This window comes from Streptomyces angustmyceticus, assembly GCF_019933235.1.
In the GTDB taxonomy this organism is placed as follows: Bacteria; Actinomycetota; Actinomycetes; order Streptomycetales; family Streptomycetaceae; genus Streptomyces; species Streptomyces angustmyceticus.
In genome coordinates this window covers 3177445-3201626 of record NZ_CP082945.1, presented here as the reverse complement: position 1 = coordinate 3201626, position 24182 = coordinate 3177445, and the positions used below count along the sequence as shown (strand labels likewise).

The 24182-nt window shown below is 71.7% G+C and carries 27 protein-coding genes; 17 read left to right on the top strand and 10 right to left on the bottom strand.

Annotation, left to right across the window (positions count from 1 at the left end; translation table 11 throughout):
* Positions 1-78: 78 nt before the first annotated feature.
* Positions 79-399, bottom strand: coding sequence for a hypothetical protein (locus tag K7396_RS14330; RefSeq protein WP_086719870.1), 321 nt, complete (start codon positions 397-399; stop codon positions 79-81).
* A gap of 205 nt (positions 400-604) precedes the next feature.
* Here K7396_RS14330 and K7396_RS14325 point away from each other — a divergent pair, with 205 nt between their 5' ends.
* The 5 genes from K7396_RS14325 (at position 605) to K7396_RS14305 (ending at position 5163) form a co-directional block, all read left to right on the top strand.
* Entirely contained in the window at positions 605-1621 is a 1017-nt protein-coding gene (locus K7396_RS14325; RefSeq protein WP_086719869.1) for a helix-turn-helix domain-containing protein, read from the top strand.
* Entirely contained in the window at positions 1578-1721 is a 144-nt protein-coding gene (locus K7396_RS35955) for a DUF397 domain-containing protein (protein ID WP_359489247.1), read from the top strand. The genes K7396_RS14325 and K7396_RS35955 overlap by 44 nt, the downstream gene beginning before the upstream one ends.
* Positions 1722-1905: 184 nt before the next feature.
* On the top strand, positions 1906-3720 hold the full coding sequence (locus K7396_RS14315) for a hypothetical protein (protein ID WP_167392807.1): 1815 nt from the start codon (positions 1906-1908) through the stop codon (positions 3718-3720).
* Between the two features lie 16 nt (positions 3721-3736).
* Positions 3737-4108, top strand: a complete 372-nt coding sequence (locus K7396_RS14310) for a hypothetical protein (protein WP_086719867.1) — start codon at positions 3737-3739, stop codon at positions 4106-4108.
* A 2-nt stretch (positions 4109-4110) separates the two neighbouring features.
* Positions 4111-5163 (top strand): hypothetical protein, encoded by a 1053-nt coding sequence (locus tag K7396_RS14305; RefSeq protein ID WP_152104694.1) that lies wholly within the window; start codon positions 4111-4113, stop codon positions 5161-5163.
* 63 nt (positions 5164-5226) lie between these two features.
* Here K7396_RS14305 and K7396_RS14300 read toward each other — a convergent pair whose 3' ends face one another.
* The 3 genes from K7396_RS14300 to K7396_RS14290 form a co-directional block, all read right to left on the bottom strand.
* Positions 5227-5436 (bottom strand): DUF5988 family protein, encoded by a 210-nt coding sequence (locus K7396_RS14300; RefSeq protein ID WP_170314286.1) that lies wholly within the window; start codon positions 5434-5436, stop codon positions 5227-5229.
* 80 nt (positions 5437-5516) lie between these two features.
* Positions 5517-6107: a Uma2 family endonuclease gene (locus K7396_RS14295; protein WP_223659944.1), complete on the bottom strand. Its 591-nt coding sequence runs from the start codon at positions 6105-6107 to the stop codon at positions 5517-5519.
* Positions 6108-6198: 91 nt separating this feature from the next.
* Positions 6199-7005, bottom strand: coding sequence for a hypothetical protein (locus K7396_RS14290; RefSeq protein WP_086721354.1), 807 nt, complete (start codon positions 7003-7005; stop codon positions 6199-6201).
* A 213-nt stretch (positions 7006-7218) separates the two neighbouring features.
* Between K7396_RS14290 and K7396_RS14285 the strand changes: the two genes are divergently transcribed.
* The 6 genes from K7396_RS14285 to K7396_RS14260 are packed head-to-tail and all read left to right on the top strand — an operon-like array spanning position 7219 to position 14583.
* Entirely contained in the window at positions 7219-8727 is a 1509-nt protein-coding gene (locus K7396_RS14285; RefSeq protein WP_086721355.1) for an aldehyde dehydrogenase family protein, read from the top strand.
* Positions 8728-8786: 59 nt separating this feature from the next.
* Positions 8787-10328: a GMC family oxidoreductase gene (locus K7396_RS14280; RefSeq protein WP_086721356.1), complete on the top strand. Its 1542-nt coding sequence runs from the start codon at positions 8787-8789 to the stop codon at positions 10326-10328.
* On the top strand, positions 10328-11452 hold the full coding sequence (locus K7396_RS14275; protein ID WP_086721357.1) for a quaternary amine ABC transporter ATP-binding protein: 1125 nt from the start codon (positions 10328-10330) through the stop codon (positions 11450-11452). Before K7396_RS14280 ends, K7396_RS14275 begins: the two co-directional genes overlap by 1 nt.
* Positions 11449-11622, top strand: a complete 174-nt coding sequence (locus K7396_RS14270) for a hypothetical protein (protein WP_158101198.1) — start codon at positions 11449-11451, stop codon at positions 11620-11622. The genes K7396_RS14275 and K7396_RS14270 overlap by 4 nt, the downstream gene beginning before the upstream one ends.
* Positions 11619-13616: an ABC transporter permease gene (locus K7396_RS14265; RefSeq protein ID WP_086721358.1), complete on the top strand. Its 1998-nt coding sequence runs from the start codon at positions 11619-11621 to the stop codon at positions 13614-13616. Before K7396_RS14270 ends, K7396_RS14265 begins: the two co-directional genes overlap by 4 nt.
* Before the next feature lies 1 nt (position 13617).
* Positions 13618-14583 (top strand): ABC transporter substrate-binding protein, encoded by a 966-nt coding sequence (locus tag K7396_RS14260; RefSeq protein WP_086721359.1) that lies wholly within the window; start codon positions 13618-13620, stop codon positions 14581-14583.
* 91 nt (positions 14584-14674) lie between these two features.
* Here K7396_RS14260 and K7396_RS14255 read toward each other — a convergent pair whose 3' ends face one another.
* Entirely contained in the window at positions 14675-15145 is a 471-nt protein-coding gene (locus K7396_RS14255) for a hypothetical protein (protein WP_086721360.1), read from the bottom strand.
* 235 nt (positions 15146-15380) lie between these two features.
* On the opposite strand from K7396_RS14255, the gene K7396_RS14250 reads away from it, so the two are divergent.
* The 3 genes from K7396_RS14250 (at position 15381) to K7396_RS14240 (ending at position 17303) form a co-directional block, all read left to right on the top strand.
* Positions 15381-16109 carry a hypothetical protein gene (locus K7396_RS14250; RefSeq protein ID WP_143589268.1) on the top strand — a complete coding sequence of 243 codons (729 nt, stop codon included), beginning with the start codon at positions 15381-15383 and terminating at the stop codon, positions 16107-16109.
* Positions 16110-16404: 295 nt separating this feature from the next.
* Positions 16405-16905: a phospholipase A2 gene (locus K7396_RS14245; RefSeq protein WP_143589267.1), complete on the top strand. Its 501-nt coding sequence runs from the start codon at positions 16405-16407 to the stop codon at positions 16903-16905.
* 179 nt (positions 16906-17084) lie between these two features.
* Positions 17085-17303 carry a hypothetical protein gene (locus K7396_RS14240; RefSeq protein ID WP_152104693.1) on the top strand — a complete coding sequence of 73 codons (219 nt, stop codon included), beginning with the start codon at positions 17085-17087 and terminating at the stop codon, positions 17301-17303.
* A 74-nt stretch (positions 17304-17377) separates the two neighbouring features.
* Here the strand turns inward: K7396_RS14240 and K7396_RS14235 are convergent, their stop codons facing one another.
* A complete protein-coding gene (locus K7396_RS14235) occupies positions 17378-18352 on the bottom strand; it encodes a quinone oxidoreductase family protein (RefSeq protein WP_152104692.1) in 975 nt (324 codons plus the stop codon).
* Positions 18353-18443: 91 nt separating this feature from the next.
* Here K7396_RS14235 and K7396_RS14230 point away from each other — a divergent pair, with 91 nt between their 5' ends.
* Positions 18444-18773: an ArsR/SmtB family transcription factor gene (locus K7396_RS14230; protein WP_086721383.1), complete on the top strand. Its 330-nt coding sequence runs from the start codon at positions 18444-18446 to the stop codon at positions 18771-18773.
* A 15-nt stretch (positions 18774-18788) separates the two neighbouring features.
* On the opposite strand, the gene K7396_RS14225 is transcribed toward K7396_RS14230, so the two are convergent.
* The gene (locus K7396_RS14225; RefSeq protein ID WP_086721382.1) at positions 18789-19433 is read right to left on the bottom strand and encodes a GNAT family N-acetyltransferase; all 645 of its coding nucleotides are present in this window, start codon (positions 19431-19433) and stop codon (positions 18789-18791) included.
* A 153-nt stretch (positions 19434-19586) separates the two neighbouring features.
* On the opposite strand from K7396_RS14225, the gene K7396_RS14220 reads away from it, so the two are divergent.
* Entirely contained in the window at positions 19587-20732 is a 1146-nt protein-coding gene (locus K7396_RS14220; RefSeq protein ID WP_086721381.1) for a trypsin-like serine peptidase, read from the top strand.
* Positions 20733-20743: 11 nt separating this feature from the next.
* Here the strand turns inward: K7396_RS14220 and pdxR are convergent, their stop codons facing one another.
* Positions 20744-22189, bottom strand: coding sequence for a MocR-like pyridoxine biosynthesis transcription factor PdxR (pdxR, locus tag K7396_RS14215; RefSeq protein WP_152104691.1), 1446 nt, complete (start codon positions 22187-22189; stop codon positions 20744-20746).
* Positions 22190-22235: 46 nt separating this feature from the next.
* Here pdxR and K7396_RS14210 point away from each other — a divergent pair, with 46 nt between their 5' ends.
* Positions 22236-22781: a carboxymuconolactone decarboxylase family protein gene (locus tag K7396_RS14210; RefSeq protein ID WP_223659943.1), complete on the top strand. Its 546-nt coding sequence runs from the start codon at positions 22236-22238 to the stop codon at positions 22779-22781.
* Positions 22782-22866: 85 nt separating this feature from the next.
* Here the strand turns inward: K7396_RS14210 and K7396_RS14205 are convergent, their stop codons facing one another.
* Complete coding sequence (locus K7396_RS14205; RefSeq protein ID WP_086721837.1) at positions 22867-23619, bottom strand: isocitrate lyase/PEP mutase family protein; 753 nt, start codon at positions 23617-23619, stop codon at positions 22867-22869.
* The gene (locus K7396_RS14200; RefSeq protein ID WP_086721838.1) at positions 23616-24158 is read right to left on the bottom strand and encodes a carboxymuconolactone decarboxylase family protein; all 543 of its coding nucleotides are present in this window, start codon (positions 24156-24158) and stop codon (positions 23616-23618) included. The genes K7396_RS14205 and K7396_RS14200 overlap by 4 nt, the downstream gene beginning before the upstream one ends.
* Positions 24159-24182: the final 24 nt, after the last annotated feature.

Genomic DNA, 24182 nt, shown 5'->3' with positions numbered 1-24182 from the left:
CCACGCGGGGCGGCACCGCAGCACCTACGAGCCCGCACGGCCTGCAACGGCCGTGCGGGCTCGGTCGTATGGGCCCGGTCAGTCACCGTCCGACGCCACCGGCAGACGCGCGCCCCGGCTGTCGGCGACCCGCAGCACGTTGCCAAAGGACTGCGTGGTCGCCCGCAACGCCAGCCGCAGCGCATGCTCCCCGGCCTTGCCGTCGTCCAGTACGGCCACCGCGCCCTTGAGGACGTCGGCACCGTCGCACAGCTGCTCCGCCTCGATCTCGTCGGCCAGCCGCGACAGCACACCCCCGGCCCCGTCCGCCGACAAGAAGCACGGCTTCCCGCCTTCGCCCTCCCACGGCAGCAGGCGCAGCCCCGGCCACATAGGGGCGGCATCCCGGTCGTAACTCATGCTCAATGACTCCCAAAGGTTGGTTGGTCGAGAAGGCGGCACAGTCGGCCGGACGACCCGTTACGTTGGGTGTGTTAAGCGTTGCGCCCCGTAGTGCGGGACCGCAACGTCGGACGCGTGACACCCACGATCTGGCACCAAGGGGGATGCGGTGAGCCGACGACGACGCAACGCCGCGAGTGGACCGGCAGCCACCAATGCCGCCGTGTTCGGGGAGGTGTTGAAGCACTTCCGGGAGGCGGCGGGGTACACGCAGGAGGAGCTGGCGCGCAAGATCCCGTGCGACCGTTCACAGGTGGCCCGCGTGGAGGCGGGCACGCGCGTACCGCAGGAATCCTTCGCCAGGCAGTGCGACGAGCTGCTCCAGACGGGCGGAGTGCTGCTGCGGTTATGGGGCCGGATCGACTGGTACCCGGAGGTGCAGCATCCGGACTGGTTCGAGCGGCGGGCGGAGATGGATGCCGAGGCGGTGGCCCTGCGGGAGTATCAAGCGCAAGTCATGCCGGGGCTGTTGCAGTCGGAAGAGTACGCATGGGGGCTGTTCGCCGACCTGGAGAGCAGCGACAAGGCGGAAGAGCGGGTCAGGGCGCGACTCAGCCGACAGGGGCGCTACCTCGGTCGTGGCGGCCCCCTGTACGTCGCGGTCCTGGACGAGAGCTGCCTGCGTAACGTGGTGGGGAGCGCAGACGTCATGCGTGGCCAGTGCGCACATCTGCTGGCCGTGGGGCAGCGCCCCAACATCCGCATCCAGATCGCCCCGGCCCACCGTCCTGAACTCATCCGGCCCAAAACTTCCATGACTCTGATCGTCCTGCCGGACGGGGAGCAGTGGGTCTACTCGGAGTCGCTGGACCGCGGCCATTTCCACGACGATCCGGCCGTCTATGCCCGCCATAGCCAGACCTATGATGTGCTCAGGGCGGATGCTCTGTCAGCCTCCGAATCCGCCGCTCTGATCGGCGACTTCATGGAAGGGTACGGGGACCATGGACAAGCACTGGCTGAGCACAGCGATATGGACCAAGAGCAGCTACAGCGACCGCGACGGCGGCAACTGCATCGAGGTGTCGCTCACCTGGATGAAGAGCAGCTACAGCGACAACAACGGGGGCAACTGCCTCGAAGCGTCGCTCCCCTGGACGAAGAGCAGCCACAGCCACGACGACGGCGGGGACTGCATCGAAATAGCCCCCGGTATCCCCGACGTCGTCCCCGTCCGTGACAGCAAGGACCCCCACGGCCCCGTGCTGGTCTTCCCGACGGGCGGCTGGTCGTCCTTCGTCGCGGCTCTCAAGGACGGGGAGTTCCCCGCGGCCATCTGACCCCCGCAGGGAAGGCGCGCAGCCGGATGGTCCGCAGGCCGCGGAGCAACTTTGCGTTATCGCGCTGACACGGAGCGCTCCGCTCGCTTATGCTGCGGCTTCGCGCCGTCCTGTGCCCGGCCACCGGCAGCTCGCTCGCCAACTCCGGCACGGGGGCGGTCAGTTGGTGTTCCGGGGGAGGGTGATGGCTCGTACGGATGTGCCTCAGCAGCAAGGAGAGCCCGACGGCCCCCGGCGGTCGGACCGGACACCGGAGGGCGCCGGGCCCCCGCCGCTGCCGCCGACCCCGCCGGGTGCCAGCGAGGCCACCCGGCTGCTGTGCGCCGGCGCCTACCTGGACGACACCTTCCGCGACACCGTCATCGACGAGCTGTACATCCACGAGGAGCGGTTCGCCGCGCCCTCCCTGGGCATCGACGCCGCCCGGGTCCTGGCCCATGCGTTGCGCGCCCGGCGGCTGGAACTGAGCTGGGCGGCAGCGATCCTGCTGTTATGGATCGCGGCCATCCCGTTGTCCGCGGGCCTCGTGGTGCTCTACCTGTTCCCCATCGTCCTGATGGCACTCGGCCGCGCCGTCCGCCGGGCACCGATTCCGCGCTGGCTCGCCGTGCTGTGCGCCTTCGTGCTGTGCTGGTACGGACGGCTGTCGCTGACGCTCTACTGCTTGTCGCTGCTGGTGGTGGCGTGCGGCGGGGCCAACGTGAACGTGGACTGGATGTTCCTGCCCCTCCCGGATGCCCTCAACCCCCTGACGAGCGGCGCCCCGGACGGCTCCGGCTCGTACGGCAGCTCGCCGTCGGAGGGCGCCCTCAGCCAGGGAATGGTCGCCTCCGCACTCGGGGGCGGCATTGGCGTCACCACCCTGCTGCCGGTGTGGATCGCGCTGCTGCTGCCGCTGGCGCTGGCTGTCATCGTCGCGCTGCAACGCGGCCAGTTCGCCCGTGCGCTGGCGCACGAACTGTCCAGAGAACGCTTCCCCGACGTCATGTCCGACCCTGCCGAACGGGCCCGGAGCCACCGCTCCCGGCGGCTGCGGGAGCGGGTGCGGGTCGAGCAGCACGGGCCGCTGGTGATGTACCGGGCCGCCCACCCGTTCTGCGGCGCCGGATACCCGTACAAGACCTGGTCGCTGGCGGTGGAGCTGAACCCCCGGGCGGACCGCGATCCCGAACCGTTGGACAACGGCGCCATCCTGGCCCGGATCATCCCGCTGGTGGCGGCGCTGCGGGTGCCGTCACCGCACGGTTCGCCGGGGGCGGCAGCGGTGCGCGACCGACTGCGCGCGCTGGAGATCGACGAGTGCGTCTTCCTGCCGGCCGAGGGGCTGCCGACCCGCGCTGCGGCGCCGTACGCACCGGCGGAGTTCGAGGGGCACCGCGCGGCGGCGGTGGAGGAGGGCGGGGAGACTCGCCGGCACTTCCTGCGCATCCGGATCGGCGGCTGGGACGAGGGCATCGTCACCACGCTCTTCGTACGGGTGCACACGCAGGGCGGGATGCTGATGCTGGAGGTGGCACCGCATGTGCTGTTGCCGCTGCGGCAGCTCTTCCAGGACGCCGACCGGCTCGCCCACCAGTACCGGCACCACGACCGCTTCGGCAAGGCGGTGTGGGCGCTGTCCCACACCCCGCGCTCCGCCGGAAATGCCCCCCTCACGCTGCTGCGCGGCTTGCTGCCGAGCTGGCAGCTGGGCACCGCGGGACATGGTGTGGCGCTCCCCGAAGGCCCCGGTGCCTCCGTACGCGAGCTGGGTTCGTTCGGTGAGTCGTCGCTCTTCCAGGACATGGACGTCGCCCGCTATCTGGGGACCGTTCAGCAGCGGGTGGTGGCCGGGGTGACCACGGCGCTGCGCGAGGCGGGCTATCAGACCGCCGAGTTCGAGCAGCGGGTGGTGCATGTCGCCGAGGGCGGCGTCTACATCGAGTCCGCACAGGGCGCCGTCGGCGTCGGCGACCACAACACGATCACCCACAACACGCCCCATCGCGACTCCGATTAGAAGGGAAGTACCCAGCGTGGCAACGGCTGACGAGCGCGGCAACGGCATCCACATCGGCAGCGTCCGGGGTGCCTTCGCCATCGGCGACCACAACACCGTGACTCATTACGAGGGCGGGTCCGCCCCCGCGGACCCGGTGCAGGAAGAGCTGCTGCGCGCCGTCCGGGCGCTGCGCGACGATCTGTCCCGGGCGGTGGAGAGCCCGCAGATCACGGCCCTGAGCGGGGAACTCGCCGAGACCGAGACGGAGATCGCGGACCGCGGCGCGGCGGGTCCCGGCCGGCTGGCGCGGCTCCGTACGGCGCTGGCCGACGCCGGTGCCGTAGTGGGCCTGCTGGCCTCCGGTGCCGCGGTGAGCCAGGCGGTCGCGGCCCTTGCGGGAGGCTGACCATGACGCGTGGCGGCCAGGCCCGCTGGAACGACGAGACCCAGAGCTGGGAGGACGGCAGCCCGCCGCCCGCGCCCTACACGGGCCCGACGCCGCCCCGGCCGAACTTCACGCCGTCGGCGGGCGGTACGCCGAGCGGCGCCGTCCCCCGGCCCGCCACCGAGCCCCCGTCCTCCGCCTCACCGTCCTCCGCCTCACCGTCCTCCGCCTCCCCTCCCGCCACCGACCCGCCTCCTTCCTCCGACCCGCCGCCTTCCCCTGACCCGCACTTCGGCCCGGCCCGCGGCGCCGACCCGCACTCAGCGCTCCCCGAGCCTCCCGCCGACTGGTTCCACGACCCCGGGACGTACGACCCCGGGGCGTACGCCGATCCCGTGCCCATGCCGGGTTACCGGCGCCGCGGTACGGGGCTGGTCGCCGGTGCGGCGGTGGCCGTGATCGCGGCGGCCGTGGGCGGGGGCTATCTGCTGTGGGGGCACTCCGGCGACGACCCGGCCGCCGCCCGCCCCGCGGCCCGCACCAAGACCTCCGCCGCGCAGCACCCGACCACCGCCGCACCCACCGGCGCCACGGCCAGCACCACGTCCCCCGGCCCTCTCTCCACCGAAATCCCCAGCGGCTACCGCCTCGTCCACGACACCAAGGGCTTCACGCTCGTGGTGCCCCGCACCTGGAAGCGCAGCGAGCGCAAGACCGGGGTCTTCTACACGTCGCCGGACGACCGCAAGCTGGTGCAGATCTTCGAGATCAGCGAACCGGACACCACCCCGTACGAGGCGCTGGAGACGGCGTCGCGGGGGCTGGCGGGCAACCCCGGATACAAGGAAATAAGCCTCGGGCCGCTGGGCTTCCCCGGGCCGGGCACCGACGCCACCCAACTGGTCTACGCCTATGACAGCGAGCGCCTCGACGAGCGCGTCAAGGTCGTCGACTGCGCCTTCACCGTCGGCGACGGCCGCCAGTTCGCCCTCCTCGTCCTGGGCCCCGAGGCCGACTGGCCGGACCAGGAATGGACCCAGCAGAACATGCTGCGGAGCTTCGTTCCCGGCAACTGAGCGCGCGCGTTGCCCGGCCGGGCCGGGCCCACGGGGGCGGGATCGGGGGCGGGGTCGGTGTCCCTATCCGGGCAGCTCCGTGCGCTCCCACCACTCGTAGACGGGCAGGGGCCCCTCGGCGGTGTGCTGCTGCCGGGTGGTGGCCCGGAAGTGCTCGTAGCCGTTCCGGAACGGGATCTTGAGCTCGCCCCCGGGCGGATCGACCGGCACGATCCGCTCGGGAAGCTCCTCGGGACCGCCTTCGAGCACCGCTTTCACCGCTGTGTCACCCATGCCTGCATTCTCATCCGCCCCACCGCCCCCGTCCCCTCCGGTTCGGCAGCGCGGGTGACGCCACCGGGCGGCCGCCGGCGTCAGTCGCGGGGGAATTCCTCGGTGGAGAGGGTGAGGCCGACGACCGTGTGGGTGAGGTCGATGGGCATGCCGTAAGTGACGGTGAGGTCGATCTTGTAGTCGCCGTCCTGCGGGTCGGTGAACACGCGGCACCGGCCGAGGTAGGGGTCGGCGATCAGGTAGACCGGTACCTCGGCGAGCGCATAAGCGGTTTTCTTCGGGCCGTAGTCGTTCTTGCCGGTGCTCTGGGAGATGACCTCGGCGACGAATTCGATGTCCTGGTAACGCGGTTGGTTCTTGTCGTTCTTGGTGGCCTCTTCGGCCAGCGCCACCAGGTCGGAGGCGAACCCGTTCAGATGGCCGGGAAAGTCGATGCGCACGTCGGACAGCACGCGCTTCCTTGGATACCGCGCGCGGAGCTGTTCGTAGATGTCAGCGATGGTCTCCCAGTGCGTGCCCCGCTGCGGCGCCATGTAGATGGTCCCCTCGACGATCTCGACCTTGTAGCCCTCGGGGATGTGCATCTGCTCCAGGCGCTCGAACAGGTCGTCCAGCTCGCCGTTCTCGCCGCTCTCGGCCATCTCGGTCCTGTCGGTCAGTGCGATGGTCACCGTGCCGCTCCTCCCCGCTGCCGCGCGGGCGCGGGAAGCCGCACGGTTCAACGATACGTATGTACGAACGGTTACGTACCGTGCGCGCCGGTCACGCGCCCTGCGAGCCCTTCATCAGGTCCTCCAGGGCCGAGATGTCGGCGGTCTCGCCGGGGGCGGGGGTCTTGGTGGAGACGGGGGTGTCGTAGTCGCTCAGGAGGATGGTGCCGGTCTCGTGGTCGACCTCGGCGGTGAGTTTGCGGGGGTAGTGCTTGCCGTCGATGGCCACGTAGAGGGTCTGGACGGCGCCGTGGGCCTTCTTGACGACCGGGAGGACGCGGGCGCCGTCCTCGGTGGTCGGGCGGCCCTTGGTGAGGGGGGCGGAGCGCGAGGGGGAGGGGGTGCCGGACGAGGGCTTCCCGGAGCCCGTGGCCGACTTCTGGAACGCCTTGAGGTCGCAGGCGGCGGTCACGCCCCGCAGGAACGCGTTCTTGGTGGTGCCGTGCAGATAGGTGTCCTTGTACCGCTGTGCGGCGTCGTCGCCCTTCCTGCCGGGGAACTGGGTCTTCCAGAAGGCCGCGTCCGGTTTCATCCAGACCTGCTCGCCGCGCTTGACGAGGTCGACGCGGCCGAACTCGCCCTTGCTGACGGAGCCGGTGCAGTTGCCGGCGCGGTCGAGGGTGAGGTCGAGCTTGGTGGGATCGGCACTGGTCTCGGTGCGCAACCGCAGGGACTGCGCGGTGAGCAGTTGCCGGAGGGACTCGTCGGAGATCTGCTGGGCGGATTTGTCCGCGAGGTCGCCTTCGCCGCCGTCGGAGGCCGGGGCCGCCGCGGCGGCCGGTCCCGCGAATCCGGCGATGACGGCAACGCCGCAGGTCAGTGCCGCCGTGATGCCGGCGGCACGCCGTCTGCTGGTCATCTCGGTACCTCCGGTCCCGAGGGGACAGTCCGGCAAGTACATACGGCTATTCAGGGTACGTTCCGGGACATTCCGCCGCACATTCAGTGAGTCGAGTCACTTTCCATGAAGCTGTGGGCATAGATACGCGGCTTCAGGGGAGGGGTCCCCGTTGCTGGTGACACCAGTGGTTGCACCAGTGGGAACAGATCGGTAACCGGAAGGCAGAACGACGTGTCGTCAATCGAGACCATTCACGTAGACGGGGTGTGGCTCCCGGCCGCATCCGGCGAAACGCGGGAGGTCCTCGACCCCGCCGACGCGACGACGCTCCAGCTGGTCTCCGAGGGCGGTGCGAAGGACGCCGACGCCGCGGTCGAGGCCGCCCGCCGCGCCTTCGACAACGGCGCGGGCGCCTGGCCCCGCACGGCCGTCGCCGAACGCTCCGCGCTGCTGCGCCGGGTCGCCGACCTGCTCCAGCGCGACCGTGAGGAGATCGCCCTCATCGAGAGCCGGGACACCGGCAAGACGCTGGAGGAGGGCCGGGTCGACGTCGACGACGTCACCAACGCCTTCCGCTACTTCGCCGACCTGGCGATGAACGAGAGCGGCGGCCGGGTCGTGGACGCCGGATCGCCCGATGTGCACAGCGTCGTCGTGCACGAGCCGGTCGGTGTCTGTGCGCTCATCACGCCCTGGAACTACCCGCTGCTGCAGGCAAGCTGGAAGATCGCGCCGGCCCTCGTGGCCGGCAACACTTTTGTGATCAAGCCCAGCGAGGTCACCCCGCTGTCGACCGTGCACCTGATCAAGCTGCTGGTCGAGGCCGGACTGCCGGCCGGTGTCGCCAACCTCGTCACCGGCGCGGGCCTGCCGGTCGGCCAGCGGCTGGCCGAGCACCCGGACGTCGACCTGTTCTCCTTCACCGGCGGCCTGGTCAGCGGGACCAAGGCGGGCTCCGCCGCGGTGGCCGGCGCCAAGAAGATCGCGCTGGAGCTGGGCGGCAAGAACCCCAACGTGGTGTTCGCCGACGCCTGCGCCACCGACGAGGGCTTCGACACCGCCGTCGACCAGGCGCTGAACGCGGCCTTCATCCACAGCGGCCAGGTCTGCTCGGCCGGCGCCCGGCTGATCATCGAGGAGTCGGTGCGCGACCGCTTCGTCGCCGAACTCGCCCGCCGCGCCGAGAAGATCAAGCTCGGCCGCGGCACCGAGGACGGCGTCGAGTGCGGCCCGGTCGTCTCCCAGCAGCAGCTCGACAAGGTCGAGGCGTACGTCGCCTCCGCGCTCGCCGAGGGTGCCCAGCTGCGCTGCGGCGGCGCCCGCCCCGAGCCGTCCGACGTCCGCCCGGCCACCGGCTACTTCTACGCGCCGACCGTGCTCGACGGCTGCCACCGTGAGATGAAGGTGATCCGCGAGGAGACCTTCGGGCCGATCCTGACGGTCGAGACCTTCACCACCGAGGACGAGGCCGTGGCGCTCGCCAACGACACCGAGTACGGCCTGGCCGGCGCGGTCTTCTCCGGCGACACCGCGCGCGCCCGCCGGGTCGCAGCGAGGCTGCGGCACGGCACGATCTGGATCAACGACTACCACCCCTACCTCCCGCAGGCGGAGTGGGGCGGCTTCGGCAAGTCCGGCATAGGCAGGGAATTGGGCCCCGCAGGTCTGGACGAGTACCGCGAGAGCAAGCACATTTACGAAAACCTCCGGCCGGAGCCGGTGCGCTGGTTCGCGGGCTGACACCCGCCCCCGTCACAGCACCACCCGCACCACGCACGTTGTAAGAAGGAGCACCCCCAATGCCTGTGTATGACTATGTCGTTGTCGGCGGCGGCACCGCCGGTTCCGTCATCGCCTCCCGCCTCACCGAGGACCCGGACGTCACGGTCGCCGTCATCGAGGGCGGCCCGACCGACATCGACCGCGAGGACGTCCTGACGCTGCGCAAGTGGCTCGGCCTCCTCGGCGGGGACCTCGACTACGAGTACACGACGACCGAGCAGCCGCGCGGCAACTCGCACATCCTGCACAGCCGCGCCAAGGTCCTGGGCGGGTGCTCCTCCCACAACACGCTGATCTCCTTCAAGCCGCTGCCGTCCGACTGGGACGAGTGGGAGGAGGCGGGCGCCACCGGCTGGAACGCCCGCGAGATGGACCCCTACTTCGGCAAGCTGCGCAACAACATCGTGCGGGTCGCCAAGAAGGACCAGAACGAGATCGCCAGCGACTGGATCGAGGCCACCAAGACGGCCCTCGGCGTCCCCGAGGTCGTCGGCTTCAACGACCGGCCCTTCGAGGAGGGCGTCGGCTTCTTCGACCTCTCCTACCACCCGGAGAACAACAAGCGCTCCTCCGCCTCCGTCGCCTACCTCCACCCGCACATCGAGGCCGGCGACCGCCCGAACCTCACGCTGATGCTGGAGACCTGGGCGCACAAGCTGGAGCTGGACGGCACCACCGCCAAGGGCGTCCACGTCCGCACGAAGGACGGCGAGGAGGTCTACGTCGAGGCCGCCCGCGAGGTGCTGGTCTGCGCCGGCGCCGTCGACACCCCGCGGCTGCTGATGCACTCCGGCATCGGGCCGCGCAAGGACCTGGAAGCCCTCGGCCTGCCCTGCGTGCTCGACCTGCCGGGCGTCGGCGAGAACCTCATCGACCACCCCGAGTCGGTCATCGTCTGGGAGACCAAGGGACCGATCCCGGGCAACTCCGCGATGGACTCCGACGCGGGCCTCTTCGTCAAGCGGGACCCGGAGCACAAGGGCCCCGACCTGATGTTCCACTTCTACCAGATCCCGTTCACCGACAACCCCGAGCGGCTGGGCTACGAGCGCCCCGAGCACGGGGTGTCGATGACGCCGAACATCCCCAAGTCCCGCTCCCGCGGCCGGCTCTACCTGACCTCCGCCGACCCGGAGGCCAAGCCCGCTCTCGACTTCAAGTACTTCGAGGACGAGGGCGACTACGACGGACAGACCCTCGTCGACGGCATCAAGCTGGCCCGCAAGGTCGCCCAGGCCGAGCCGTTCAAGAAGTGGCTCAAGCGCGAGGTCTTCCCCGGCCCCGAGGTCACCGACGACGCGGAGATCAGCGAGCTGGTCCGCAAGGCGGCCCACACCGTCTACCACCCGGCCGGCACCTGCAAGATGGGCGCCGCCGACGACCGGCTCGCCGTCGTCGACCCCGAGCTGAAGATCCGCGGCCTGTCCGGCATCCGCATCGCCGACGCCTCCGTCTTCCCGACGATGCCCGCGGTCAACCCGATGCTGGGCGTGCTCATGGTCGGGGAGAAGTGCGCCGAACTGCTTCAGAAGGCTCCGACCCAAGGAGGTGATGCGTGATGGCTACCACCGCCGCCGGCGCATCCGAGATACCCAACGCCCGCACGCCCGAGTCCGCTTCCGCAGCGGACGGCCGCGAGGTCGTCTTCTCCGTCCGTCACCTCTGGAAGGTCTTCGGCCCCAAGGCCGAGCGCATACCCGAGGACACCTCGGTCGCCAAACTGAGCGTCCAGGAACTGCGTGAGCAGACCGGCTGTGTGGCCGCCGTCCGCGACGTCTCCTTCGACGTCCACAAGGGCGAGGTCTTCGTCGTCATGGGCCTGTCCGGCTCCGGCAAGTCCACCCTCGTGCGGTGCCTGACCCGGCTGATCGAGCCGACCAGCGGTGAGGTGGAGATGGACGGCGAGGACGTCTGCGCCATGGACCGCAACGCGCTGCGCGAACTGCGCCGCCGCCGCGCCGCCATGGTCTTCCAGCACTTCGGCCTGCTGCCGCACCGCACCGTTGTCGACAACGTCGCCTACGGCCTGGAGATCCAGGGCATGGGCAAGGCGGAGCGCCGCGAAAAGGCCAACGAGATGGTCGACAAGGTCGGCCTGGCCGGCATGGAGAAGCGCCGTCCCGGCCAGCTCTCCGGCGGCCAGCAGCAGCGCGTCGGCCTGGCCCGCGCGCTCGCCGCCGACCCCGAGGTCCTGCTCTTCGACGAGCCGTTCAGCGCCCTCGACCCGCTCATCCGGCGCGACATGCAGGAGGAGGTCGTCCGCCTGCACCGCGAGGAGGGCCGGACGATGGTCTTCATCACCCACGACCTCGCCGAGGCGCTGCGCATCGGCGACCGCATCGCCCTGATGCGCGACGGCGAGATCGTCCAGCTCGGCACCCCCGAGGAGATCGTCGGCTCCCCGGCCGACGACTACGTCCGCGACTTCGTCCGGGACGTGCCGCGCGAGCAGGTGCTGACCGTCCGCCGCGCGATGCGTCCGGCCGAGGACGGCGAGGCCGACGAGGGCCCCGCGCTCGGGCCCGACACCCTGATCTCCGACGCCATCGAGGCGGTCGCCCGCTCCGGCGGCGCGGCCCGCGTCGTCGACGGCGGCCGCTGCCTGGGCATCGTCGACCACGCGTGCCTGCTGAACGTGGTCGCCCGGCTCGACGGCGCCCCGCACGGTGAGGTGGCCGCATGATGTACGCCGCCACCACCCACCGCGGCGCCGTGCGCGCCGTCGGCTCCAGAGCTCCCGCGGCCACCCCGCGGGCCCGGCTGCGCGCCGGCCTGCTGCGCCACTGGCGCGAGGCCCAGCGCTGCGCCGCCCTGAACATCCCCACCGGCACCGTGAAGCGGGGGCGCGCATGAGCACCACCGCCCCCGCCACCACGCCCCGGCCGCTCGGCACCGACACCAAGACCGGACCGGTGCAGGCCCTGCTGCGCCGCCGCGGCCTCGCCAAGCTCCTGCTGCTCGCCGTCATCGCGGCGGTCCTGGTCCCGCTGGTCCACGCGCAGTGGCCCAGCACCCTGTGGCCGCACGCCCTGACAGTCGACCTCTCCGGCCCGCTGGGCAAGGCCAGCGACTGGATCATCGACAACCGCGACAGCCACTGGCTGTTCCTCTACTTCCTGGGTCACCTCAGCAACGCCGTGGTGATCTCCGTCCGCGCCGTCTACCTGCTGCTGCTCGCGCTCGGCTGGGCCGGTGTCGTGGCCGGCGCCGCGCTGATCGCCTGGCGGGTCGCGGGCGTGCGGCTCGCGGTCCTGACCGTGGCCTCGTTCGGCCTGTGCGGGCTGCTCGGCATGTGGGTGCCGACGATGCAGACGCTGGCCCTGATGGTCGTGGCCGTCGTCGCGTCGGTCGTGCTCGGCATGCTCATGGGGCTCGCCGCCGGTCTCAGCGACCGGGTCTTCCGCATCCTGCGGCCGGTCCTCGACACTATGCAGGTCCTGCCGGCCTTCTCGTACCTGCTGCCGGTCGCCCTGATCTTCGGCGTCGGCGTCCCCGCGGCGGTCTTCGCCACCGTCATCTACGCCGCCCCGCCCATGGCCCGGCTCACCGCGCTCGGCCTGCGCGGCGCCGACGCCGGCGTGATGGAGGCCGTGACCTCGCTGGGCACCACCGCCCGCCAGCGCCTGTTCTCGGCCCGCCTCCCGCTGGCCCGCAAGGAGCTGCTGCTCGGCCTCAACCAGACGATCATGATGGCGCTTTCCATGGCCGTCATCGCGTCGATGATCGGTGGCGCCGGTCTCGGTGACCGCGTCTACCAGGCGCTCGGCTCCGTGGACGTCGGCGCGGCCCTCGCGGCCGGCATCCCGATCGTGCTCCTCGCCGTGGTCCTCGACCGCGTCACGGGTGCCGCGGGCGAGCGCCTGGGCGCCGACGCCGAGGACACCTCGGTGCTGCGCGGCTGGCGCGGCTGGTCCCTGGCCGGTGCGGCGACCGTCGTCGTGGCGCTCGCCGCGCGGTTCGCCGGGCTCCTGGACTGGCCGACGGGCTGGACGGTGGACATCGTCGAGCCGGTCAACACCGCCAAGGAGTGGATGGTCGACCACCTCTACACCGGCGTGCCCGTCGTCGGCGGCACCGCCGACTGGGCCGCGCACTTCACCACCTGGGTCCTCAACCCGGTCCGCGACGGACTGCAGGGCCTGCCCTGGTGGTCGGTGCTGCTCGTGGTCGCGGCCCTGGCCTGGCTGATCGGCACCTGGCAGACCGCGCTGACCGCCGTCCTCGCCATGGCCGGCATCGGCGTCCTGGGCGTCTGGGACAAGTCCCTCGACACCCTCGCGCAGGTCCTCGCGGCCGTCGCCGTGACCGTCGTCCTCGGCTTCGCGATCGGCATCGCGACCGCCCGCAGCGCCCGTCTCGAACGGCTGCTGCGCCCCGTGCTCGACATCTTCCAGACGATGCCGCAGTTCGTGTACCTGATCCCGGTCGTCGCCCTCTTCGGCATCGGCCGCGCCCCCGCGGTCGCCGCGGCCGTCGTCTACGCGCTGCCCGCCGTCATCCGCATCACCACGCAGGGCCTGCGCCAGGTCGACGCGGGTGCGATGGAGGCCGCGCAGTCGCTCGGTGCCACCAACTGGCAGCAGCTGCGGCAGGTCCAGCTCCCGCTGGCCCGCCCCGCGCTGCTGCTCGCCCTGAACCAGGCGGTCGTCCTGGTCCTGGCCGTCGTCGTCATCGGCGCCCTGGTCGGCGGTGGCGCGCTCGGCTACGACGTCGTGTTCGGCATCGCCCAGGGCGACCTGGCGACCGGCATGGTGGGCGGCGTCGCCATCGTCTGCCTCGGTCTGGTGCTGGACCGGGTGACGCAGCCCACGGCCCGCCGCGAATCCGGCTCGACGAAGGGAGCGTGACATGCGCAAACGCACGCGTGCAGTGAGCACCATGACCGCGGTCGGTGCCCTGCTGGCCCTCTCCGGGTGCGGCGCCGCCGACATGACCAAGCAGGCGTCCCCGTACGCGAACGCGGCGGGCGCCAAGACCGTGACGCTCTCCGTCCAGAGCTGGGTGGGAGCCCAGGCGGACGTGTCGGTCGCCGAGTACCTGCTCACGCACGAGCTGGGCTACCGCGTCGACCGGGTCCAGATCGACGAGGTCCCGGCCTGGGACGCCCTCAGCCAGGGCCGCGTCGACGCGATCATGGAGGACTGGGGTCACCCGGAGCAGGAACAGCGGTACGTCAAGGACAAGAAGACGATCACCGCCGGCGGCGGTGTCGGCGTGACCGGCCACATCGGCTGGTACGTCCCCACGTACTTCGCGAAGAAGCACCCGGACATCACCAACTGGAAGAACCTCAACAAGTACGCCAAGCAGTTCCGTACCGCCGAGAGCGGCGGCCAGGGACAGCTGATGGACGGCTCCCCGTCGTACGTCACGAACGACAAGGCGCTCGTGAAGAACCTCGGCCTGGACTACAAGGTCGTGTTCGCGGGCTCCGAGGCGGCGCAGATCACCCAGATCAAGCAGTTCGCCAAGGCGAAGAAGCCGTTCCTGACGTACTGGTACAAGCCGCAGTGGCTCTTCGATAAGGTCCCGATGACGGAGGTGAAGCTGCCCGCGTACAAGGAGGGCTGCGACGCCGACCCGAAGAAGATCAAGTGCGGGTACCCGCACACGCCGCTGCAGAAGTACTTCAACACCAACTTCGCGAAGCACGGCGGCAAGGCCGCGGCCTTCCTGAAGAACTTCAAGTGGAGCCAGGCCGACCAGAACGAGGTCGCCCTCGACATCGCCGACAAGAAGATGTCCCCCGAGGACGCGGCGAAGAAGTGGATCAAGGGTCACAAGTCGACGTGGCAGGCATGGCTGCCCAAGTAGCCGTCCCGGCCTGACCCGCGACCCGTGAGGGGGGTGCCGCACCTGGTGCGGCACCCCCCTTCTCCTTGCGTCGACCGCCCCTCGGCGACCGCTACTTGAGCGTGTGGCACGCTTTCTTCGCGACATGCGCCCACTGCACGCAGACCAGCGTGCCCTTGCGGAGCTTCGGCCCCGAGGCCGCCCCCACCTTGCCCCACTCGACCTCGGCGGCGTTGCCGCGCGGAACCTGGTGGGCCCTGCGCCAGCTCTGGCCGACATGGGTCCGGCCGCCCGGCTGCTTGTACAGCCAGCGGGCCTTGCCGGCCTTGTACGGGGACCGCGCCGACTGGAGGTAGTTCAGGCCGCGCGAGCCGGAGCCCTTCTTGTTCCAGTAGAAGAAGGAGGCCGAGTACGTGCAGGCCCGGCCGCTGTGCTGGACGCAGCGGACCTCCTGGTGCTTGCTGATCCTCGCGGCCGCGGCCGCGTCCTGGGCCCCGGTCCCGGCGTGGGCCGGCGCCGCGGTCGTGACGGCGAGCGCCGCGGTGGCGCCGACGAGGAGCGCCTTCCCCGTTTGCTTCAACACGTGCTGACTACCTCCGTGGGTGGTGCCTACCTGGTTTCCTGCAACCAACTCCCGCAGACAGTAAGGCACTTGGCGGCGCACCGATATTGTCCGAAGGGACGGTACGGGCGCCTGCGCCGAAGCCCCGCGACGGGCTCGGCGTTGCCCTTTCGGCCAATAGCGGGGCCTGAAAGCGCGCCCTACTGTGAGCGGTGTTCATGACAGACATGACAGATCCGCAAGAGATTGGACGTGTATGGGACTCTCCCGTCGAGTGGTGACGTCGGCGTGTGCGCTCGCCGTCGGTACCGCTGTCCTGACGCCGGTGCTGGGCAACGAGTCGGCGCAGGCCAGCTCCGTGAACGCGGCCCCGGCCGCCGCGAAGCAGCACGCCGTGGTCGTCAAGGCCGGCGGATTCCACTCGAAGAGCGGCACCCTCAACTGCCGCAAGAAGGGCGAGACCGCCTGGATCTGGGACTCGGCGGCCGGTGCCTCACGGGTGTCGTGGAAGCCCAAGGGCGGTCACCTGGTGTCCCGGGTGTGGCGGCACACGCCCGACGGCATCTCGACGCGCACCGTCCCCACCTGGCGCAAGTCCGTCAAGTGGAAGGTCACCTCGACCTACGGGAACGGCCGGAACCTCAGCAAGGTGTACGGCTACTGCAGCACGCAGGGGTGGCGGGTCGGAAAGGCGTCGGACAAGCTCAGCCAGAAGAAGTCCGGCACCAAGCGCTGCCCCGCGGGCAAGACGGTCTACATCTCCTCCGGCGGCATCGGCAACATCAAGCACGTGTTCAAGTCGACCAGCGGCGGCGCGCTGCACACGCACAACTTCGGCGGCTCCCAGCAGGTCCTGGTGACGGACCGTGCGACGCCGACCGAGATGCGTGCGGTGAAGTGGCGGGTGGAGGCCTGGAGCATCAAGCACGGCATCCCCAACGCCCAGACCGGGCGGGTCACGCTCTCCTGCATCAGCAAGTACTGACATCGCGTGACCGACGAGGTCCTGTCGTCATGCTGCCGCCGTCGCTCCCGGGCGACGGCGGCAGCATGACGACAGGACCTCGTCGTGCGTGGTGCCGGGCGGGCGCACCGCATCGCGGTCATCCACCACGGCGTGCTCTGCCCGGCCGGAGCCGGTGACCTTGTCCCGGCGGACACCTCCCCAAGAGACGATGGCGGCGCCGCGAGCCCGCGCCGGATGATGGTGTCGCCTCCCTGATCGCCCCTGCTTCCGCCGGCGCGATCAGGGCTACATCTGAAAAGAGAACGGGGACGACATGCTCATCACGCGAGGGATCTTCGCCTCGGCCATGGCGGCCGGCGTGCTGCTGGCCGGGCCGGGCGCGGCCATCGCCGCCGACGGCGCCGCCGCGGCGAAGGCCGGTCCGAGCAGGCAGGCGAAGTACCAGCGGCTCTACCAGCTGACCCGCTCGACGACGACGAGCGTCGAGGACTGGCGCCATACGCGCGCACTCGCCACGTCCGGCATCGACCGCTGGGACTTCGTCTGGAGCACCGACTGGTGCACCAGGCTCGTGGACAAGCCGGGCGGCTTCAACTTCAAGATGTCATGTGCACGACATGATTTCGGCTACCGCAACTACAAGAAAATGATGGGGAAGACGGCGTTCCGGCACTCCACGCACGAGCGCCGCATCGACAAGGCCTTCCTGTTCGACATGAACCACCAGTGCGCCGTCCAGCCGCACAAGACGGAAGCGGAGCGCCGGCAGTGCCGGAAGACCGCCAGGAGCTACTACGACCGGGTCAGCGGCTGACCACCCCACCCGGCTCCTGCCGGCGGTCCGCGGGCCGTCGCACCGCACGTGCGGCGGCCCGCGGCCGTTTTCCGCCGTCCGGAGCCGGACGACCCCGTTCGGGTGGCGGCGGGCCGACTGCCGCACGGCGCGTCGGCGGGCCCACCAGGCTGGGCTGCCCCGCCGACGAAAGGCCCGCCATGCCGCCGCCCCCGACCTGCCCCACCCCCGACTGCGACGCTGTGCTCTGGAAGGACACCACGCACACCAACACCGACTGGGACAACTGGCGCTGGTGGTGCGGCCGTTGCGGCAAGCAGTGGTACCCCACCGCCGAACAACTCCAGGACTACCGCTACGCCCGGCCCGGCCGCCCCCACGCACCCGCCCACCGGGACCCCAGGGCGGGGCGGCGGTAGCGCGGTGGCGACGGGGGCGTATGCCGTCCGGGCCCGCCCTCCGTCCGGGCCCGTCCTCCGTGCGTAGCGCGCCGTCAGCCCACCCGCAGCAGCAGCTTGCCGGTGCTCCTGCGACTGCCGAGGAGCCGGTGCGCCTCCGCGGCCTCGGCGAGCGGGAACTCCGCCGTCACGGGGAGCCGCACGGAGCCCTCGGCGACCGTACGGAAGGCCCGCCCGGCCAGCGCCCGCAGTGCCTCGGGCGCCGTCTGCGCCAGGGACAGGATCGAGAACCCGGCGACCGCGTGCCCCCGCGGATACAGCTCGGGCTGCCCCACCTGCCACGGCGCGGCGGAACTCGCATTGCCGAACGACACCAGCCGCCCGAAGACGGCGAGCGCGTCCATGCCGCGCCGGAAGGTCTCCCCGCCGACGGGGTCCAGCGCGAGATCGACGCCCCGTCCGCCCGTCGCCCGCCGCACCTCCTCGTCGAAGTCCGGGCCGACGAACACCTCGTCGTAGCCGTGGGCGCGCGCGTGCCCCGCCTTCGACGCGTCCGAGACGACACCGAGGACGGCGCCCGCCCCCGCCGCCTTCGCCAACTGGCCCACGACCGTGCCGATCCCGCCCGCCGCGCCCTGCACCAGCACCGTCTCGCCGGCCCGCAACCGGCCCACCTCGTGCACCAGGGCGTGCGCGGTGGGCAGCACCGTCGGCAGGGTGGCCCCGGTGCGCAGGCCGACCCCCGGCGGGAGCGGGAACACGGTCGCCGCGCCGGCGACGACGGTCTCCGCGTACGCGCCGCCGTCCGTGAGCGCCGCGACCTCCTGCCCGGGCCGCAGCCCCTCGACCCCGGCGCCGACCGCGCGGATCCGCCCGGACACCTCAAGCCCCGGCCGGAAGGGCAGCCGCGGGACGCGGTAGCCCTCGGCGCGCGCCTTGAGATCGGCGAAGTTCACCCCCGCGTAGGCGACATCGATGCTCACCTGTCCGGGCCCCGGCTCGGGCACCTCGGCCGCCACGACCCGCAGCACCTCGGGACCGCCGTACTCCTGGAACTCCACCGCATGCATGACGGCACACGCCCCCTCATGAGTGTTCAATGAAATGCGAACACTCCGACTGTAAGATCTGGATCGAACACTCTGCAAGGGGGACCGAGAAATGCCGGACCGCAGCAGCCACCGCGCCCTGCCGGCGCACACCCACCCCGAGGACGTCCCCGTCGAGACCGCCCTCGCCGCCCTCGCCGACCCCGTACGCCTCCAGCTCGTACGCGAGCTGGCCGCGGCCGCCGACTGGTCGCACAGCTGCGGCAGCTTCCAGGTACCCGTCGGCAAGGCCGCCCTCAGTCACCACTTCACCGTCCTCCGCGCCGCCGGCCTGGTGGAACAACGCGACCGGGGCCCCAAACGCCTCAACCGCCTCCGCCGCGAAGAATTCGACACCCGCTTCCCCGGCCTCCTCGGCCTGGTGTTGCGCGAGGAGGGGTAGGGCGGGGCCGAGCGCCTATGCGGCGGTGGCCGCCCACTCCTCGCGGGTCAGGGCGTAGGCCACGTCGCCGTGTTCGGCGCCCTCGATGTAGTCCGGCCATGGGTCGAAGAAGGTGCGGAGGTGGCGGAGGCCGGTTTTTTCCATGACGCGGCGTGAAGCGTGGTTGACCGTCATGGTGGTGGCCGTGATGCGCTGCAGGGGCGGGTCGGCCGGGGTGGTGAAGGCGCGGTCCACCAGGGCGCGGGCGCCTTCGGTGGCGTAGCCGTGGCCCCAGGCGGTGCGGTGCAGGCGGTAGCCGAGTTCCGCCTCGTCGGTGCGGCCGGGGGCGGTCGGCAGGAGGGCGAACCAGCCGATGAACGCGGCGGTGGCGGTCACCTCCGCGGCCCAGACGCCGAGTCCGGCGGGGTGGTCTTCGGGGCGATTGCCGGGGTGGCCTCCGGGACGGTCGTCGGGGTGGCCTTCGGGGGCGTCTTCGGGCGCGCCGAGGAAGTCCGGCAGGGTCTTTTCCAGGACGTGGGTGCGCGGCACCGGGCGTCCGGTGTCGATGAAGTGCATCACGTCGGGGTCGCCGTGCAGCGCGACGAGCGACTCGGCGTCGTGCGGGGTGAACCGGCGGAGCAGGAGCCGTTCCGTCCGGAAGGAGGGCGGCGAGAGGGGCATCGCGTACGTCCCGTTCTGTCCGTCGGGGCGCCGGGACCTGGTTGCCCGGCGGGCGTGGCGTCACGGCATAGTAGGGCGCAGTCCGATGAGGGACATGACAATTACGGATCGCCGCTCGCCCGGCGCCGTCACGTATCAGGGGGACCGCGCTCCATGCCATCCATCCGCCGCTCCACCGCCACGGCCGCGGCACTGGTCGCGCTGCTCGCCGGTACCGTCACCGCCTGCGGTCCCAGTGACGACAAGGCGGCCGCCTCGGGGGCCGCCGACCAGCAGGGCCTGCAGATCCCCAAGGGCATGCCGACCGGCCTGGACGATCTGAAGAAGTGGAAGGACGGCGGCTGGCAGAACTGGGACAAGTGGGCCCGCAGGGCTTCGGACTTCGCCAACCCCGTCATCAAGGACCACTGGAAGGCGGACCGGCTGGCCGAGGCGAAGAACTCGCCGGAGATCGGGGTGCAGGCCACCGGCGCGGGAAGCGAGTTCGACGCCACGGACCCCGAGCCGCAGCCGGTCACCGCCGAGCAGGTCGCCCGCCCGTACCACCAGCACATGGCGCCGGTCGGGAAGATCTTCTTCGACAGTCCGAAGGGCCCGATGGTCTGCTCCGGCACGATCGTCGAGGACCCGGCGCACCCGGGCAAGTCCAATCTCGTGTGGACCGCGGGGCACTGTGTGCACTCCGGCAAGCGGGGCGGCTGGATGCGCAACATCGTCTTCGTGCCGTCCTACAACGACAACGGCGTGCCGATGAACCAGGTCGGCGCCACCCCCTCCCAGCAGGTCACCCCCTACGGCCGGTTCTGGGCCGACTGGATCACCACGTCCGGTGAGTGGATCAACATGGGCAGCGAGGACACCGGAAACGGCGGCTCCGCCTACGACTTCGCGGTGCTGCACGTGAAGCCGGAGAACGGCAGCGGAAAATCGCTCCAGGAGACCGTGGGCGCCGCCGCCCGGGTCGCGTTCGACACCCCCTCCGCCGACCGCATCGGCTCGCTGGACGCCTTCGGCTACCCGGCGGCGCCCCCGTTCGACGGCGCGCGCATGATGAACTGCCCGGCCCGCCCCGGCCGCCTCGTCATGCAGCAGGGCACGCCCGCCATGAACCGCATCGGCTGCACCATGACCGGCGGCACCTCCGGCGGCGGCTGGTTCGTCAACCACGGCGGCAAGCTGACGCTGGTGTCCAACACCTCGATCAGCTCCAAGACCCACACCTGGCTCGCCGGCCCGCACCTGGGTCCCGAGGCGGAGCGCGTCTTCCACGACATCAGCCGGAAGTTCGCGGGCCAGTAGGCCGGGAGAGGTCAGCCCCCGGCTCCCCGGGTCAGCGCGCGGCGCAGGGCCTCCAGGGCGGCCGGGAAGGCGCCGTCGGTGGGGGCGGCGTAGCCGACGACCAGGCCGTGGCGGGGCGGTGCGGTGGCGGCGGGGTGGCGGTAGCCGGAGAGGGCGTCGAGGGCCAGGCCCTGGCGGCGGGCGGCGTCGAGGGCGCGGTCCTCGTCCGACTCCGTTGCCTCGTCGGGGAGTTGGAGGACGGCGTGCAGGCCGGCGGAGAGGCCGGTGACGGTCAGGTGCGGGGCGTGGCCGGTCACCGCGTCGGTCAGTTGGTCGCGGCGCCTGCGGTAGCGCTGGCGCATCCGGCGGATGTGCCGGTCGTAGGCGCCGTGGGTGAGGAACTCCGCGAGGGTGAGCTGGTCGGTGACGCCCGCCCAGCCCTCGCGCTCCCCCTTGGCCGCCAGTACGGGGTCGACGAGGCGGTCCGGGAGCACCATCCATCCCAGGCGCACCGCGGGCGACAGGCTCTTGCTGACCGAGCCCAGGTAGAGGACGTGTTCGGGGTCCAGTCCCTGGAGGGCGCCGACCGGTTTGCGGTCGTAGCGGAACTCGCCGTCGTAGTCGTCCTCCAGGAGGAAGCCGCCGGTGGCGCGCGCCCAGTTGACGGCGGCGGTGCGGCGGTCGGGGTGCAGCGGTACGCCGGTGGGGAACTGGTGGGCGGGGGTGAGGAGGGCCGCGCCCACGCCGTCCAGGGCGGTCAACCGCGGGGTGCCGGCGCCGTGTTCGTCGACGTCGAGGGGGTGGGTGCGGATGCCGGCCGTGGTCAGGAGCTGCCGGTGGAAGGGCAGGCCGTACGCCTCGACGGCGAGGGGGCCGGGGAGGACGGCCGGCAGCAGCAGGCGCAGGGCGTGGGCGACGCCGGAGCAGATGACGATGCGTTCGGGGTCGGTGCGGACGCCCCGGGTGCGGGCCAGGTAGTCGGCGAGGGCGCGGCGCAGTTCGGGGCGGCCGCGCGGGTCGCCGGGGCCGAAGGCGTCGTGGGGGGCGGCGGTCAGCGCGCGGCGGGCGGCGGCCAGCCAGGCGGTGCGGGGGAAGGAGGCGGCGTCCGGCTGTCCCTGGAGGAAGGTGTGCGCGGGGTGGCTCGCCGGGGCGCGGGCGGGCGCCGGCGGCTCCGCGCGCTCCCGGGCGCCGTCCGGGAGGTGCACGCGGGCGACGCGGGTGCCGGAGCCCTGGCGGGCGCTGAGCCAGCCCTCGGCGACGAGTTCGGCGTAGGCGTCGGCGACGGTGTTACGGGCCAGGCCGAGGTCGGCGGCGAGCGAGCGGTAGGGCGGCAGCCGGGTGCCGGGGGCCAGCCGTCCGGACCGTACGGCGTCCCGCAGCGCCCGGATGAGGACCGCGCGGCGGCTGCCGGCGCCGGTCAGCTCCAGATGCAGATCGGCGCCCAGGCTCTCGGCGAGATTGACCCATGATTCCGGCATGGAAATGCACCCTACAGCCGGTCGCACGGGCTTCTAGATTTGAGACATGACGCAGACAGCTACCGCACGGACCGACGCAGCCGGCACGGGGAACACGACGCACACGACGAGGGAAACGACCGCGGCGGACGGGGCGGCGCCCCGCAGCCCCCGGGTCAACTTCGCCCGGTCCGCCCCGAAGGCGTTCAAGGCGCTGATCGGCTTCGACGCCGCGGCTCGCGAGGGCCTGGACCCGGCCCTGGTCGAACTGGTCCAGATCCGGTCCTCGCAGCTCAACAAGTGCGCGTACTGCCTCCATATGCACACCTCCGACGCCCGCAAGGCCGGCGAGAGCGAGGAGCGGCTGCACATGGTCGCGGTCTGGCAGGAGGCGGCGCACTTCTTCACCGAGAAGGAGCGGGCGGCGCTGGCGCTGACCGAGGCCGTGACGCTGGTCGCCCGGGGCGGGGTGCCGGACGAGGTCTACGAGCGCGCCGCCCGGCACTTCGAGGAGCCGGAGCTGGCCCAGTTGCTGGCGCTGATCTTCACCATCAACACCTGGAACCGGGTCGCGCTCAGCACGGGGAAGGTGCCGGGGACCGACGAGCGGTAGGGGGCCGGGGAGTGGGAGCGGGGTCGGCCGCCGGGCCCAGCCTCCTCCCCGGCGCCCGTGCGGGCCGGCCGCCGGCGCTCGGCCCTCACCCCTCCGCCGCCAGCTCCTCCCGCAAGCGTTCCGCCATCCCCGTCACCGCGGCCATCGCGCGATGCTGGAGGCCGGGGCCGAAGGTGATCCGGGCCGCGCCGAGGGCGCCGAGTTCGCGGGGCGTGGGGCCGTCCGGGGTCACCACGGCATTGACGGGGAGGCCGATCCGGGCGGCCAGATCGGCCAGCAGCGACGGCGGGGCGAGGATCGGATAGACGCAGTCGGCGCCCGCCGCCGCGTACAGCCGGCCGCGCCGGACCGTCTCCTCGATGCCCTTGTCGCCGTGCAGATACGTGTCGATCCGGGCGTTGATCACCAGCCCCTCGCCCGCCTCGGCCCGCACCGCGGCCAGCAGGTCCGCCTGTTCCCGCGGGTCCCGCAGGGCGCCGGTGGCCGGGTCGGTGTCCTCCAGGTTGCAGCCCACCGCCCCCGCGTCCGCGAGACGGCCCGCCAACTCCCGTGCGGGCAGCCCGTATCCGGCCTCCACATCGGCCGAGACCGGGATGTCCACGGACCGCACGATGCGGGCGATCGCCGCGAACATCTCGTCGTCCGGCGTCCGCCCGTCCTCGTAGCCGAGGGAGGCCGCGATGCCCGCGCTGGGTGTGGCGAGCGCCGGGAAGCCGGCGTCCGCGAAGACCCGGGCGCTGGCCGCGTCCCACGGGCCGGGCAGGACCAGGGGCAGGCGGGGCCCGTGGTGCAGGGCGCGCAGCGCGGCGGCGGCCGGGGCGCGGTCCGTGGCGGTCATGCCCGGCCCGGGGTCATCCGGGTGGACACGCCGAAGCGGTTCCAGGCGTTGATGGTGGTGATCAGCGCGAGCAGCCGGGCCAGTTCCGCCGGGCCGAAGCGGGCGGCGGCGCGGTCGTAGACGGCGTCGGGCACGAAGCCCTCGGTGAGCAGGGTGACGGCCTCGGTGAGGGCGAGGGCGGCCTGCTCCTCGGGGGAGTAGAAGCCGGTGGCCTCCTCCCAGGCGTCGAGGAGGTAGATCCGCTGCTCGGTCTCGCCGGCCTTCCGGGCGTCCTTGATGTGCTTGTCGATGCAGAACGCGCAGTGGTTGAGCTGCGACGCCCGGATCTTCACCAGCTCGACCAGCGTCGGGTCGAGGCCCTGCGTCGCCGCCGCGTCCAGCGCCAGCATGGCCTGGTAGACCTCCGGAGCGAGCTTCGACCAGGGCAGGCGGGGGCCGTGCCGGTGCGCCGCTCCCGGAGCCGCAGCCGCAGCCGTCCCGGACGCCGTCGCCTGCGTTGTCGGTGTGACCTGCGTCTTCTGTGATGTCCGTGTCGTCATGCCTTCGACGCTACGACGGAAATG

Coding starts and splice junctions, on each gene's coding strand:
- K7396_RS14260 (WP_086721359.1), top strand. CDS start 13,618: ATGCGCAAACGCACGCGTGCAGTGAGCACCATGACCGCGGTCGGTGCC.
- K7396_RS14205 (WP_086721837.1), bottom strand. CDS start 23,619: ATGACCGCCACGGACCGCGCCCCGGCCGCCGCCGCGCTGCGCGCCCTG.
- K7396_RS14220 (WP_086721381.1), top strand. CDS start 19,587: ATGCCATCCATCCGCCGCTCCACCGCCACGGCCGCGGCACTGGTCGCG.
- K7396_RS14245 (WP_143589267.1), top strand. CDS start 16,405: ATGCTCATCACGCGAGGGATCTTCGCCTCGGCCATGGCGGCCGGCGTG.
- K7396_RS14210 (WP_223659943.1), top strand. CDS start 22,236: ATGACGCAGACAGCTACCGCACGGACCGACGCAGCCGGCACGGGGAAC.
- K7396_RS14225 (WP_086721382.1), bottom strand. CDS start 19,433: ATGCCCCTCTCGCCGCCCTCCTTCCGGACGGAACGGCTCCTGCTCCGC.
- K7396_RS14240 (WP_152104693.1), top strand. CDS start 17,085: ATGCCGCCGCCCCCGACCTGCCCCACCCCCGACTGCGACGCTGTGCTC.
- K7396_RS14315 (WP_167392807.1), top strand. CDS start 1,906: ATGGCTCGTACGGATGTGCCTCAGCAGCAAGGAGAGCCCGACGGCCCC.
- K7396_RS14290 (WP_086721354.1), bottom strand. CDS start 7,005: ATGACCAGCAGACGGCGTGCCGCCGGCATCACGGCGGCACTGACCTGC.
- K7396_RS14230 (WP_086721383.1), top strand. CDS start 18,444: ATGCCGGACCGCAGCAGCCACCGCGCCCTGCCGGCGCACACCCACCCC.
- K7396_RS14200 (WP_086721838.1), bottom strand. CDS start 24,158: ATGACGACACGGACATCACAGAAGACGCAGGTCACACCGACAACGCAG.
- K7396_RS14275 (WP_086721357.1), top strand. CDS start 10,328: ATGGCTACCACCGCCGCCGGCGCATCCGAGATACCCAACGCCCGCACG.
- K7396_RS14250 (WP_143589268.1), top strand. CDS start 15,381: ATGGGACTCTCCCGTCGAGTGGTGACGTCGGCGTGTGCGCTCGCCGTC.
- K7396_RS14330 (WP_086719870.1), bottom strand. CDS start 399: ATGAGTTACGACCGGGATGCCGCCCCTATGTGGCCGGGGCTGCGCCTG.
- K7396_RS14265 (WP_086721358.1), top strand. CDS start 11,619: ATGAGCACCACCGCCCCCGCCACCACGCCCCGGCCGCTCGGCACCGAC.
- K7396_RS14305 (WP_152104694.1), top strand. CDS start 4,111: ATGACGCGTGGCGGCCAGGCCCGCTGGAACGACGAGACCCAGAGCTGG.
- pdxR (WP_152104691.1), bottom strand. CDS start 22,189: ATGCCGGAATCATGGGTCAATCTCGCCGAGAGCCTGGGCGCCGATCTG.
- K7396_RS14300 (WP_170314286.1), bottom strand. CDS start 5,436: ATGGGTGACACAGCGGTGAAAGCGGTGCTCGAAGGCGGTCCCGAGGAG.
- K7396_RS14270 (WP_158101198.1), top strand. CDS start 11,449: ATGATGTACGCCGCCACCACCCACCGCGGCGCCGTGCGCGCCGTCGGC.
- K7396_RS14280 (WP_086721356.1), top strand. CDS start 8,787: ATGCCTGTGTATGACTATGTCGTTGTCGGCGGCGGCACCGCCGGTTCC.
- K7396_RS14235 (WP_152104692.1), bottom strand. CDS start 18,352: ATGCATGCGGTGGAGTTCCAGGAGTACGGCGGTCCCGAGGTGCTGCGG.